The 13,719-nt window shown below is 44.6% G+C and carries 10 protein-coding genes and 1 other annotated feature; of the genes, 3 read left to right on the top strand and 7 right to left on the bottom strand.

Translation table 11 applies throughout. The features are described 5' to 3' along the window. Positions 1–482 precede the first annotated feature (482 nt). Positions 483–2,189: a sensor domain-containing diguanylate cyclase gene (locus tag QYF49_RS06720; protein WP_290398820.1), complete on the bottom strand. Its 1,707-nt coding sequence runs from the start codon at positions 2,187–2,189 to the stop codon at positions 483–485. Positions 2,190–2,292: 103 nt separating this feature from the next. After that, complete coding sequence (locus QYF49_RS06715) at positions 2,293–3,597, bottom strand: bifunctional folylpolyglutamate synthase/dihydrofolate synthase (protein WP_290398819.1); 1,305 nt, start codon at positions 3,595–3,597, stop codon at positions 2,293–2,295. 86 nt (positions 3,598–3,683) lie between these two features. Between QYF49_RS06715 and QYF49_RS06710 the strand changes: the two genes are divergently transcribed. Further along, positions 3,684–4,595: an ATP-grasp domain-containing protein gene (locus QYF49_RS06710; protein WP_290398818.1), complete on the top strand. Its 912-nt coding sequence runs from the start codon at positions 3,684–3,686 to the stop codon at positions 4,593–4,595. Next, positions 4,588–5,463 (top strand): ATP-grasp domain-containing protein, encoded by an 876-nt coding sequence (locus QYF49_RS06705; RefSeq protein WP_290398817.1) that lies wholly within the window; start codon positions 4,588–4,590, stop codon positions 5,461–5,463. Before QYF49_RS06710 ends, QYF49_RS06705 begins: the two co-directional genes overlap by 8 nt. Positions 5,464–5,480: 17 nt before the next feature. On the opposite strand, the gene QYF49_RS06700 is transcribed toward QYF49_RS06705, so the two are convergent. Beyond that, a complete protein-coding gene (locus QYF49_RS06700; protein WP_290398816.1) occupies positions 5,481–8,129 on the bottom strand; it encodes a valine--tRNA ligase in 2,649 nt (882 codons plus the stop codon). 45 nt (positions 8,130–8,174) lie between these two features. Next, positions 8,175–8,421: a binding site (T-box leader), on the bottom strand. Between the two features lie 180 nt (positions 8,422–8,601). Here QYF49_RS06700 and QYF49_RS06695 point away from each other — a divergent pair. After that, on the top strand, positions 8,602–8,817 hold the full coding sequence (locus tag QYF49_RS06695) for a hypothetical protein (RefSeq protein ID WP_290398815.1): 216 nt from the start codon (positions 8,602–8,604) through the stop codon (positions 8,815–8,817). A gap of 27 nt (positions 8,818–8,844) precedes the next feature. Here the strand turns inward: QYF49_RS06695 and ysxE are convergent, their stop codons facing one another. The 4 genes from ysxE to hemL form a co-directional block, all read right to left on the bottom strand. Then, the gene (gene ysxE / locus QYF49_RS06690; RefSeq protein WP_290398814.1) at positions 8,845–9,888 is read right to left on the bottom strand and encodes a spore coat protein YsxE; all 1,044 of its coding nucleotides are present in this window, start codon (positions 9,886–9,888) and stop codon (positions 8,845–8,847) included. Next, positions 9,885–10,805 (bottom strand): hypothetical protein, encoded by a 921-nt coding sequence (locus tag QYF49_RS06685; RefSeq protein WP_290398813.1) that lies wholly within the window; start codon positions 10,803–10,805, stop codon positions 9,885–9,887. Before QYF49_RS06685 ends, ysxE begins: the two co-directional genes overlap by 4 nt. 19 nt (positions 10,806–10,824) lie before the next feature. Beyond that, the gene (locus QYF49_RS06680; protein ID WP_290398812.1) at positions 10,825–12,315 is read right to left on the bottom strand and encodes a LysM peptidoglycan-binding domain-containing protein; all 1,491 of its coding nucleotides are present in this window, start codon (positions 12,313–12,315) and stop codon (positions 10,825–10,827) included. Positions 12,316–12,431: 116 nt separating this feature from the next. Then, positions 12,432–13,715 (bottom strand): glutamate-1-semialdehyde 2,1-aminomutase, encoded by a 1,284-nt coding sequence (gene hemL / locus QYF49_RS06675; RefSeq protein WP_290398811.1) that lies wholly within the window; start codon positions 13,713–13,715, stop codon positions 12,432–12,434. Positions 13,716–13,719: the final 4 nt, after the last annotated feature.

Here is a 13,719-nt window from a genome sequence, read left to right as displayed (position 1 = left end):
TTTAAGAAATCAGTGGGCATTTTTATTTTCCTTTTTTGTTTATATCGTCCAATTTTCAGATCTTTGCACTGCTTCAATCCGAATCATAGGCTTCTGGATTCAAACATAGGCAAAATGATTAATATGCTCGTGCAACTATTGAGCAAAGCTCCCCTCTTGATTTCTTGTACCCGGTCCACTACCTCAATTCTACGACCTTTTCTACTAATGATAGAGCTTGAAGCACAGAAACGGAACTTGAGAAAGCGGATAGAATATCTGAGCCAATTGTTTGAAATTTTTTACCTGTATTATGGTACAGCAGAATTTTTAATAACTAGGGCAGATGGCTTGTTTCGGTTGAGATAGATTGATAGAGCAATTTACGGTGAAACTGATGGCTACTCTATCTGAACCCTTGATCACAGGCCCCGATGATCAAGCCATCGTCGAACCGCACATGAAATAAGAAATAGCCTTCTCTCATGAGAAGGCTTTTATTATTATCCTACATACCTGGCAACCTTGTTCCTGCCCTGCTGTTTGGCACCGGTATACATGGCGCGGTCTGCATTCCGCAGTAGAGTGAGCGGATCTTCACCATGAAGTGGAGCGGTGGAAATTCCGATACTTGCGGTGATATAGATTTGATGAGAGCGTTTGTCTTTTAAATCATCTTTAATGAGGAACGGATGCATGGATATAATGCTCCTCAGTTCTTCGGCCGCGCGATAGCAATCCATCTCATTCATATGCGGAAGCAAGATGACGAATTCTTCCCCTCCGTATCTTGCCACTGTCCCGTTTTCTCCGATGTAGTGTTCGAGACGGCGTGCCAATTGAATTAACACTTCGTTGCCGCTTTGATGTCCATATGTATCGTTCACCTTTTTAAAATGGTCAATGTCCATAAGGATGACAGAAAACTCCCGCTTAAAATAATTAAACTCATCATACATCTGAGAGAGGAGATTCTCAAAATAACGGTAATTATAGAGTCCCGTCAGCGGGCATTGCTCACTTTTGAGCTTCGTGGTCTCATAATTCCTCGCATTATCAATCGCTACCGCTAAATAGTTGGACAGAATTTCCATAATCATGAGATGGTGTTTTTGGAACGTCTTTTTCTTCTGATTCATAAACGTGATTACGCCGATGATTCTCTGATTTCTAATCATCGGAACGGAGATAATAGACTCCCCGTGGCCGTTAAAGTGGCTGTCAGAAGTTTCTCTCCATTGTTTTTTTGATGAGTAGAGCACACTTTTCCCGGTTGCCCAAACTTTTCCGCTAACTCCTTCCGTTCGAAGAAGTTTAATATCATGTTCGATCATGCCTGCGTTTTTCTCGTATTTCCTTATGGGTTTAAAATATTCTCCTGCCTCTGCATCAAAGATATAGGCACCATCCACCATTATAAAGGAAGTCAGCTTATCAATGAACACATCAAGAATATCATTAACCTGCAGATGTTCAGACATCTGCTGGCCGATCTCACTCGATTTCTGCAGGAGGTCATTAACCTGCCGGCTGGCATGGTACAAGTTAATGATGATGGACAGGCTCAAAAACGGAAACCCTACGTAAAAAATGGCTGGTGTGCCAATCTGCGAATAAAGAACATATAGGAGTACTCCGACTGGAATAACCATCATTTCAAAAATAATATCAACCCATAGATCCTTTTCTATAAAACGTACTTTCTGTGCAAACACATACGTTCTAACCACATATAACAACAGATGGTTCAAGAGGAAATGCGCCACTATGTATCCGGCAATCGGTAATAAATAAAAACCAGTGTTGATGTCGCAGGAGCCGGTCTGCCCACCAAGCAGCTCAAATATGATACCGGAACCTACAGAAATCCAGGCAAACATCAGACTGTTCGTTAAGTAGCGATAATGCTCTTTCGTATTGAAATAGACTTTAAGAGTCAATGAGAAAACAGCAATCTGAGTGATGACCAGTGACAAAAACAATCCGTAGTAAAGGAAAATCGCCAGCGAAATACCGGTGATGAGAGAAATATTGGAGTTTAGTACTCTGATTGGGAACAATGAAACGACCACGGTGAGTACCGTTAATACCGAAATATCAAAAATAGAAATGGATGCAGGAAAATCATTCAGGGAGTAGCCTGTCCAAATTGCTGCTGGATAGAGTATGAGCCATACTGTCCACATAGCAACCCGCCTTTTTTTATCCATGTTCCCCCGGTCCCCCTTCATGAGCAAAAATTCCTATATCCTGCAAACAGCTAGGTAAATACTATTATCTTACTTATTGTAACAAAAGTTTGAAAAATTTCAATTACTTGCCATTTAATTTCTGTAAAAAATTCTTGCATTCCCCAATAAAGTATAAGGAGCCTGTAATCAGAAGGATATCTTTCCCTTTGCCCCGTTTCAAAAATTTCGTAAGGGCGGATTCCAAATCCTCATCATACTGCTTTTCATTCATAGTACTTTTTTCATATAAGGAGCTGGCACTGTCGGCTCGATGGTGCTTAAACGAAGTAAACGTTATGGACGAACTGATTTCTTCCAGCGGTTTGAGCATGCTTCCAGTATCTTTATCCTTTAATGCTGCAAACAGTACTTGAATGGGCTTTCCGGGAAAATGGCTTTTTAACGTTTCCGCTAAAGCAAGGATTCCTTCGGGATTGTGGGCGCCATCCATAATTATTTTTGGATGGTTATTAACTGTCTCAAACCTGCCGGCCCACTTCGCCTTTTTTATTCCGTTTCTGATCGATTCCTCATCGATCTCCCAGCCCCTCTCATATTTAAGAAGATCGATTGCCATTAAAGCCAATCCGGCGTTGTTGACTTGATGCTTCCCTGGCATAGTAATTTCCATAAGGTTTCGGTTTGAATAAGGGGACCTGTAGCAAAATACTTCCTTGCCTTCCTTGGCCCTTATTCGCTCGGTGTACATTTCTTTACCCAGCCTGTAGCAGCGCGAGTGATTTTTCAGGGCTGTCTTTTCAATAACAGACAGCGCCTCACTCTGATCGGCCCCTGTTAAGACAGGAACAGAAGGCTTGATGATTCCTGCTTTATGACCGGCGATCTCAGTAAGGCTCGTGCCAAGAAGATTCACATGATCGTACCCGATGTTCGTAATGATTGATAGCAAAGGCAAGATAACGTTCGTTGCATCGGTCCGTCCTCCAAGTCCGGTTTCTATCAGACAAAGATCCGGTGAACATTGGCTGAAAAATACGTAAGCAGCAGCAGCGACTGCTTCAAACTCTGACAAGCTTCCGAATCCTTCCTTTTCCAGTTCCCTGACCAGTGGCTTCATCTTCATAATGATCTGTTTCAGCTCATCATCCGAAATCCATTCACCATTCAGCTGAATGTGTTCTTTGACGTTCATGAGAAAGGGGGATGTAAAAGTACCGACAGAATAGCCTTGTTCACGCAGGATGGCTTGTAGCATCTGTATGGTTGAACCTTTGCCGTTTGTTCCTGCCACATGGATACAGCGCACGTTTGTTTCAGGATTTCCGAGTTTTCGCAGAATGGACTGCATGCGTTCAATGCCCATTTTCATCTCGCCTGCATCGGATATTTCTAATCGATGGTTGATATCATCATAAGTTGTAAACATTGGCGATCCGCCACCCTTCGTATTGAGATATATAGTTGAGAACGATAAAATAACGGTATAGTATTGGAACATGACGGAGGACAACCATGGCACAACCAACCTGCTGGATTGTCTATAACGGCAATCTGCCTCAGAAAAAGTTTATGGATTTTGCCGAATGGACAGCTAGAGCTGCAGAAAAAAAAGGCATTACACCATCAATCATCAAAAATAATGAATTGCTCGTGTCGTTTACGAACGGAAAATCTTCTATTTCTGGACGCTATGAAAACAGCTCTCCAGACTTTGTGATCTTCGGAGACAAGGATGTTTTCCTTGCCAAACAACTCGAAAAATTAGGTATACCGGTATATAATTCTGCGGATTCTATAGAAATCTGCGATAACAAATCGAGAATGTACCAAACCCTGGCAGACCACGGAATCCCGTTTCCAAAAACCATTATAGCACCAAAAGTGTTCGGAGACCTGCATGATTACAGCCATTATCCTGCTATCGTAAAGGAAATCGGCTTTCCGATGGTTATTAAAGAGGCCTTTGGTTCCTTTGGCATGCAGGTACATCTCGCAGAAAATGAGCAGAGATTGCTGGAGCTGATGCGGACCCTAAAAAACACGGAGTATGTGTTTCAGGAGATGGTCGGCTCGAGCTACGGCCGAGATGTAAGGATCAATATTGTCGACGGTAAGGCCGTTGCTTGCATGCTGAGAAGATCGGAGTCCGATTTCCGTGCAAATGTAAGTTTCGGCGGAAAAACAGAGCCCTATACCCCGACAGAAGAACAGGTTCAACTGGCCGCAGCGTGTGCGGAAGTTACAGGCACCGCCTTTGCTGGAGTCGACCTGCTGTTTGGCCCGGATGGATCTCCTCTCGTTTGTGAAATTAACTCAAACGCTCATATCCGCAGCATTTATGAATGTACGGGCATTGATGTTGCTCTCCCTATGATGGATTTTATCCTCGATGATCTCAAACGAAGAGGATCCGTCCATGAATAAAAAGGGCTGGTTGATATATAGTGAAGTAGATTCTGTAAAAAATGCGTCCTTCATCAGATGGCTGACGGAAGAGGCTGAAGAAGCGGGGTTAGGTCTGGAACTCCGCTACATCGAAAGGTTTGCATTCGGTGTAACGAAAAATCAGCTTTCTCTCTATTACGATAAGCGGCAGGAACCATTACCAGAGTTTGCTGTGGTCCGAACGATTCACCCTCTATTCTCTCAGCAGCTTGAAAAAATGGGTGTTAAAACCTTTAACTCATCTTTTGTTTCCAGAGTAGCGAATGATAAGGCCATGACACACCAGCTTTTGACGGGGGCTGGTATTCCCATGATGGATACCCTGTTCATCTCTCCTTCTTTATATCGTCCTGAATCTTTGCCTTTTGACTTTCCTTTAATTGCAAAGTTAGCTTCAGGAAGAGGCGGTGCACAGGTTTACCTTGCAAAGAACGATCAGGAATTGTCGGAGGCGCTATCCACTTATCCCACGCAGGATTGGGTGATTCAAAAACCTGCGGCTCTTCCTGGCAGAGATGTTCGGGTATTTGTCGTTGAAGACCAAATCGTCGGCGCTGTCCTTCGAAGTTCTGACGAGGATTTCAGAGCGAACTTTTCTCTCGGAGGAAAAGCTCAATTCTATGAACTGAATGCAGAACAGAAAGCATTGGTACACAAAGTGATGTCTTATTTTGATATTGGAATGGCCGGGATCGATTTTTTAATGGAAGAGGACCACTCTTTTATTTTTAATGAAGTGGAGGACGTAGTGGGCAGCCGTACGTTAAGCGCAACATCCGACATCAACATCGCCAAAATTTATATCGCCCATATCTCAAGGCAATTAAAAGAGCCTGAAAGTGTGTGACACTTCAGGCTCTCTTTTTATGCTTTCAGTTCTTGAATGCGCTGGCGGACTTTATCGCGTTTTTCGCTGTAGTCCTTCTCTTTTGCTCGTTCTTCTTCGATTACTTTTTCAGGAGCTTTTTTCATGAAGCCTTCGTTGCTTAATTTCTTCTGTACACGTTCGACTTCTTTGTTGTATTTTTCTACTTCTTTTTCAAGACGCTGAATCTCTTCTTCCAGGTTGATTAAGCCTTCAAGCGGCAGATACATCTCTACCCCGGTAAGTACAGCACTCATTGACTTATCCGGTGCTGAAAGCTCCGTCCCAAGCGTCAATGTGCTTGGGTTGCAGAACTTTTCAAGATAGCTGCGGTTGGCCTCGAGGGCGTTCAGCACTTCTTGACTCTTGGCATTGATCTGCAGCTCGATCGGCTTGCTCGGTGCAACGTTCATCTCAGACCGGATGTTACGTACTGTACGGATAATCTCAGTTACGAGATTCATATCTCTGGCAGCTTCCGGGAAGTGAAGATCTTCACGCTTCACAGGCCATTGCGCAACGGTGATCGATTCACCGTCATGAGGAAGATGCTGCCAGATTTCCTCGGTAATAAATGGCATGATCGGATGAAGCATCCTCAATGTATGGTCCAATACATAAGCCAATACTGAGCGAGTCGTTTTTTTGGCAGCCTCGTCTTCCCCATAAAGCGGAAGTTTGGCCATCTCAATATACCAGTCACACAAATCATCCCAGATGAAGTTATAAAGAAGCCGGCCAACTTCTCCAAATTCATACGTATCAATCAGTCTGGTTACATTTTCAGCTGTTTCATTAAAACGGGTTAAGATCCATTGATCTGCCAGGCTAAGGTCGCCGGTGAGATCAATTTCCTCCACTTTCATTCCATCCATGTTCATGAGGGCGAAGCGTGAAGCATTCCATATCTTATTGGCAAAGTTCCAGGTAGATTCTACCTTTTCCCAATAAAAACGAAGATCGTTACCTGGCGAGCTGCCTGTGGACAGGAAGAAACGAAGAGCATCCGCTCCGTATCTTTCAATAACATCCATCGGGTCAACACCGTTGCCAAGAGATTTACTCATCTTACGGCCTTCAGAATCACGAACAAGTCCATGGATCAATACATCATTGAACGGCCTTTTTTCAGTAAACTCCATACCCTGGAAGATCATGCGGGCCACCCAGAAATAGATGATGTCATAACCTGTAACCAGTACATTGGTCGGATAATAGCGTTTGAAATCAATCGCTTCGTCGTCCGGCCATCCCATGGTGGAAAATGGCCAAAGTGCGGATGAGAACCACGTATCAAGAACGTCTGTATCCTGCTCCCAGTTTTCTACATCTTTTGGCGCCTCATGGCCTACGTATACTTCGCCGGTATCTTTATGGTACCAGGCAGGAATACGGTGACCCCACCAAAGCTGTCTGGAAATACACCAGTCACGGATGTTTTCAATCCAATGCAGATATGTTTTCTCAAAACGTTCCGGTACAAAGTTTACTTTTTCCTCTGATTTTTGAAGCTCGATGGCCTTTTCTGCCAACGGCTGCATCTTTACAAACCATTGAGTCGAGAGGTAAGGTTCAACTACCGCCCCGCTTCTCTCAGAGTGCCCTACAGAATGCATGTGTTCTTCAATTTTAAAGAGTACGCCTGCATCCTTAAGGTCTTTAACGATCTGCTTGCGGCATTCAAAACGGTCCAATCCTTGATACTTGCCTGCGTTTTCATTCATTTTGCCGCCCTCGTCCATAACAAGGATTCGTTCAAGGTTATGGCGGTTACCGATCTCGAAGTCATTCGGATCATGAGCAGGTGTAATCTTGACAGCACCTGAACCGAATTCCATGTCCACATAATCGTCGCCCACAATTTCAATCTCACGCCCGACGATTGGCAGGATGGCCTTTTTACCGATTAAATGCTGATAACGCCCATCTTTTGGATGTACCGCGATGGCCGTATCTCCAAGCATCGTTTCCGGTCTTGTGGTTGCAACTTCGATATGGCCGGATCCGTCTGCAAGAGGATATCTCATGTGATAGAATGCCCCCTGGACATCCTGATGGATTACTTCAATATCAGAAAGAGCAGTTTTTGTCTGCGGGTCCCAGTTGATGATGTATTCACCGCGATAGATTAAACCTTTGTTATAAAGCGTAACAAATACTTCGCGGACCGCCTCTGACAGACCTTCATCCAGTGTAAAGCGCTCACGTGAAAAATCGAGGCCGAGTCCCAGTTTTGCCCATTGATTCCGGATAAAATCCGCATACTCATCCTTCCATTCCCAAGCTTTTTCAAGGAATTTTTCTCTTCCAAGATCATAACGGGAAATACCTTGTTCACGCAGTTTTGCTTCAACCTTTGCCTGTGTCGCAATTCCCGCATGGTCCATTCCGGGAAGCCATAGAACGTCATAGCCCTGCATACGTTTTGCCCGGCTTAAAATATCTTGAAGTGTGGTGTCCCAGGCATGGCCAAGGTGGAGTTTGCCGGTTACGTTCGGCGGCGGGATTACAATCGTATAAGGCGTTTTGGATTCTTCACCTGTTGCCTCAAAAAATTTGCCGTCCACCCAGTATTTATACCAGGATTCTTCAGTTGCCTTCGGATCATATTTCGTAGGCATTGTAACTTCTTGCTTTTCAGTAGACATGAATGTCTCCTCCTTCTCAATACAAATAAAAAAGCCCCTTTCGTCTCAAAGGACGAAAGAAGCATTGTTCGCGGTACCACCTTTGTTTGCAACAAGCAAAATTACACTTCTTGCACACTCATTGCCGGATAACGGTTTTTCGCCGTCTTCTTCTAATAAGGCAAAAGCCTTTGTTCAAAGAAGCTGCTCCAGGGCGACCTTCCAGCGTCGTTTTCCTTAGGAAATCTCTCAGCCATCTGATTTCCCTCTCTTTAAGGACAGTCGTTGTACTCTTCCCTTTCAAAGCAAGTGATATCATTTCATTACTCACTATTTTAACTAGTAAAACAGGAAAACGTCAATAGCTTTCCCATTTGTAGTAACAAATATTCTATTCACGCAAAATAAAAGTGTGAATGCCGGCTTTTATTCACGAATAGGCGGGCTTCTGAATACCATGATATCAACCTAGATGTACGAAAGAAGGATCGTCATGGCTAAACGCTATTTCAAAAGAAACCGCAAACTTCCATTTAAGTTTCAGATTCCTGATTGGCTCCGGGCAGCAAGGGATGTCGTTAGCCAATTTACCATACCTCTGATCGTGTTTCAGATTATCCGCACCATCCTGTTTCCATCCGGCATAGATTTTATGATCATCCTCATCCTGCTCATTCTTCATTTTTGTTTTTCGTATGAGGTGTTATAAAAATTAAAAAAGATCACATATAGCCTGCTATATGTGATCGACATTTTCATTTGGATCGAGCGGTGCAGGCGGCGGAGGTGTCAGGATTAGATCGCAGAAATCCCTGATATGCCTCATCGCCGATATCCTTTTTTCCAAACGGTGGACAAACTCAATCTGGCTGTATCGTTCTCTTTTATGACGGTATAAATCAACGGAGTTAAAGATGGGTTCAGGATAGCTCATATAGCTGACCAAGAGGCTTTTTTCCTCATCAAGGAGTGGAATATGCCTCTCATACAGCGAAAGCAGCCTTCCGCCCTCTTCTCGCGTCCAGCTGGAATGATGTACGGCTTTTCTGAAGAAGATCGCCAAATCCCTTACAGGCGTATCAAGTACTGCTCTTTCAAAATTAAGGAGATGCGGTTCTCCATTATGAGAAAATAACAAATGATTTCGTGACAGTTTGCCGTGGCAAAGTGCACTGCGATACCTTTTTTCTGCATGGCAGGCATCGTACCAGTCTTTCAAGCGCCGTTTGGCTTCCTCCGCCATTTTCATCATGTGATGAAAATGGCTTAAATACGTCAGCTCGAAAGGAGACATGTACGGCATCCTTTCAGATTCCTCAGCAAATCTCTCCATTTCAAGCTGCCGTGTTTCCCATCGCTGCATCAAGTAATGAAAGGAGTGGTCGACCACCTCAGGAGAGAAGTCCTGTTCTTTCAAGGTCAAATAATGAATTTTTCCGATCTCATCGATCATCACTTCTTCCCGAGTCTGCCCCAGCCGTTCACTGCCTGCAAACCACGGCATGAGATAGTAGGTCTTGTTCCCATGCTGTACAGTATAATCACCGTATTTCGTTGGATAGAGAGGAACGATCTGATGGTAGCCGATTTCGGACAGCCTGTGGACGACATGAGTAAACCAGTTCACTTCTTCTTCGTTTAAACTCGTTTCCTTTAACGCAAATGTCCCTCTTCTTGATATCACTTTTTTCACTTTGCCAAACGCCTCAATTTTCTCTGGATAGAGGTCATATTGAAATAGGACGGGACCATAATTTACGGTTTCGTTTGAATGGCTCACAAAGCCACCCTCTTTCGTTTATCGTCCATCCAGTCAGTAAAACAGTGAAGAAGGATTCTGTTAAAATCCCAATCTTGTTCGAATGATTCAACGCAAGCAACAATATGAGACAGCTCTGTATTCTTTAATTGATCCACGCAATCCTGCAGTTCCCATGGCGTCAAGATTTCTGCCAGAAGCAAATATCCCTGTTCGCGCTCCAAAGAGAAATGTTCGTTGATGCAGGTTAATAACTTCCGCAGAGAATAGGGACCGCATTCCTTCAGCCATTCCGTCAAAAATTTACGGAGCGGGCGGTAGCCTTCTTCTGGATATCCATTGCTTCCCCGATAAAATAAAATATTGAAAATCTGTGCTCCATTGCTCATGTGTGTATCTGAGTCAAGAAGCGGCAGCGGCACTTGAGAGGATGCCTGTTTTAGTTCCATGGCAAGGTTCAATCTTTTGTTCGCTTCAGGCAAAGAATTACGGACACTAACAAGTTCATTGTAATCCTTGCTCAGTTTATGGATGGCTGCCAGACACGCATCAAAGGAATAGCGGTCGGCATGAGTGATGGGACCGAACTCCTTTTGCAGATCAAGACCAGCTTGGAGCATATTGCCAAGCAGAAGGCCCCACCTTTTCTCGTGACCGCCCCTCTCATGCCGCCCCTCCACATAATCATGGAGAGTAAGGTATCTGCCTTCTAGATCTACCCAACAAGCTCCGTCCACTGTCCTGATCATCCGGTCGGCAACCGCCAGGCTATTCTTGCCGACTTCATCTCTCCATCGGACATGCCAGTTTAAGAGATGCAAGTCACTCCAGATTCGGATCCGTTTGACTCCGCAATCGGTGTCCACCAGGGTTTCTTTTTCTTTCCATGTCACGGTTTGAAGCTCATAATGCTTCTTTATTTCCTGTAATATGGTCATCGTTTCCACCTGACCTTAACTAGCGGCTTTGTGAAACTGGGATGTAAATGATTTGGCCCTCTGCGACCTCTTCCTGGTTGATACGATTGACTCTCATCAGGGAATGAATGGAGATTTCATATCGCTCGCAAATGCTGTCAAGCGACTCTCCGCGCTGGATGATATACATTTTCATCTTTGAAAATCGTTCTTCATTTCCGGAAAGCATCTTCGTTAAATATAAAGCATTCTCCTCTTTCCTTGCCGAACTTGCTGAAGTATCTGCCTGTTCCTGATCGTCTTCCATTTCATCAGAGGGCTCCAGGAACGGCGGTTCTGCTGGTTCCGCTGAATAGGACTGCGGCTCCGGCCGGCTATAAGTCTCTTGAACTTCGGCAGGTACCTCTATCTGTTGGCTTGGCATGATAGGCGGAGGAGGAGGAGGAGTATAGGAAGGTGTATAGTAAGACAGAGATTTTAAAGCTGGGATTCCGTTGTCAGCCTCTTCTGCCTGCTGTGCTTCCTGTGCTTCTAATTCTTCCTGTTCTGCCTGTTCTTCCTGTTCTGTCTGTTCATACTGTTCTGCCTGTTCATACTGTTCTGCCTGTTCATACTGTTCTGCCTGTTCTTCCTGTTCTGTCTGTTCATACTGTTCTGCCTGTTCATACTGTTCTGCCTGTTCATACTGTTCTTCTTCCTGTCCTTCCTGTTGGTCCCGTTGATCCATTGCCTCTTCTTCATTAAACGCTTGATAAGCAGCTGGTTCATCGTCCTGACGGTTGTAATTAATCGCAGGTTCCGTATATTCGGTTTCGTTTTCCGGTTCAATAACCGGCATCTCAAACAGCTTTTTCGCTTCAAATTGGAAAGGAGCAAAGATTTCTTGTTCTTCTGTTCTTATTTCCTCTTCTGAATCCATGTCTTCCTGCTCATCTCTCTCTTCAAATCTAGCTTCAAACACAGGAATCTGGAACGCTTCGTATTCGTTTTGTTCCTGAACCGCTGATATGTCTTCATCAGCGACCATGTTCTCTTCAATCATCTCCGGAGCCTGAAAATCGTCCTGTTCATCTTGTACAGACACCTCATTTCCATCCTGGATGCCCGAGATGGATACGGATGCTGTTAACTCCAGGCAAGTGGGATTTGGAAGCTCATAATCAAAGGCATCTACAAGAACAAACACTTCATCGAGCTTTGGCACCCTTGTTGATGGGATCGTGATATCAACAGGGAACCGGTGATCGAGTTCTGCTATCCCCTCATCGTTCATTTTCAGCTGTGTCAGCGAGCGGTAGGAAACCTGCTCTCTCAGGGACCCCGTTTCCAGGTTAAGGGAATTCCCGTCATCCATTGCGCATGGACGGTACTCTCCGTGCAGTTTTAAAGCTCCTTTTACACAAACCTGGCCGCCTTCTTCAGTGATCTGAATATCAGGCTCCAGAGCCATTGATAACACTTCTGCAACTTCCTGTCCTTTCTTTAACCAGACGGACTCCTCTATGGAGAAACGCAGCTTCGATGGATTCATGCCTTTCTCCTCCTTTCAGCCAATTATCATACATTACAGGATTATGACCCAATTGGTAAAAATATGATTGGAAGAGAAGAACAAAAAAAACTGCCCTCTAAAAGAGCAGTTCGAATTTATAGTCTGGAGAAGGCTTTTTCACAGGCAGCAATGGTTTTCTCGATATCTTCATCACTGTGCTCTGTACAAAGGAACAAGCCTTCAAATTGAGACGGAGGAAGTGAGATGCCTTCTTCCAGCATATATTTAAAATAACGGGTAAAATGATCCAGGTTCGATGATTTTGCCGTTTCATAATTTACTACATCCTGGTCAGTGAAAAAGAAGCCGATCATGGAACCTGCTCTGTTCAAGGTGTGGGGAATGCTGTATTTTTCAGCTGCAGCTGCGATTCCTTCAGCCAAGCGGTCACCCTTTTTCACAAAATCCTGATAAGATTCAGGTTTCAGCTGGGACAGCGTCTCATATCCCGCTGCCATGGCCAGCGGGTTTCCTGATAGAGTGCCTGCCTGGTAGATCGGCCCGCTTGGTGCAATCTGCTCCATGATTTCCTTCTTCCCGCCGTACGCTCCAACAGGAAGTCCTCCGCCAATGACCTTTCCAAGGCACGTAAGGTCTGGCGTTACTCCAAAATATCCTTGTGCACAGTTGTAATCCACCCGGAATCCGGTCATCACTTCATCAAAGATTAAAAGAGAGCCATATTGCTTAGTTATCTCGCGAAGACCTTCCAGGAACCCTTTTTGAGGAGGAACCACGCCCATGTTACCCGCAACCGGCTCAACGATGATACATGCGATGTCCTCACCAAACTGTTCAAATGCATAACGCACGCTTTCCAAATCATTGTATGGAACGGTAATGGTATTCTTAGCGATGGACTCGGGAACTCCTGGGCTGTCAGGCAGTCCTAGCGTCGCTACACCTGATCCAGCCTTAATGAGCAGTGAATCCCCGTGGCCGTGGTAACACCCTTCAAATTTTAAAATCTTGTTTCTGCCAGTATAGCCTCTCGCAAGGCGAAGTACACTCATCGTCGCTTCAGTACCGGAGTTTACCATGCGGACGATCTCGATCGAAGGAACCCTTTCGACAACAAGCTTGGCGAGCTTTGTTTCCCATTCGCTTGGAGCTCCAAAGCTCGTTCCAAGTTCAGCTGTTTTCTTTAGAGCTTCCACTACTTGTTCATTGGCATGTCCAAGAATTAAAGGGCCCCAGGACAGCACATAATCGATATATTCATTTCCATCAATATCATAGATCTTGGAGCCTTTGCCGCGCTCCATGTATACAGGATCCATATTTACCGATTTAAACGCACGCACTGGGCTGTTAACGCCTCCTGGCATGTATTTCTTGGCCTCCTGAAAGGCAGCACTTGATTTTTCAAAGCTTCTCATGTTT

Origin of the sequence: Fictibacillus terranigra (assembly GCF_030412265.1) — a bacterium.
GTDB classification, from domain to species: Bacteria; Bacillota; Bacilli; order Bacillales; family Fictibacillaceae; genus Fictibacillus_C; species Fictibacillus_C terrinigri.
This window is presented reverse-complemented; position numbering and strand designations above follow the sequence as displayed.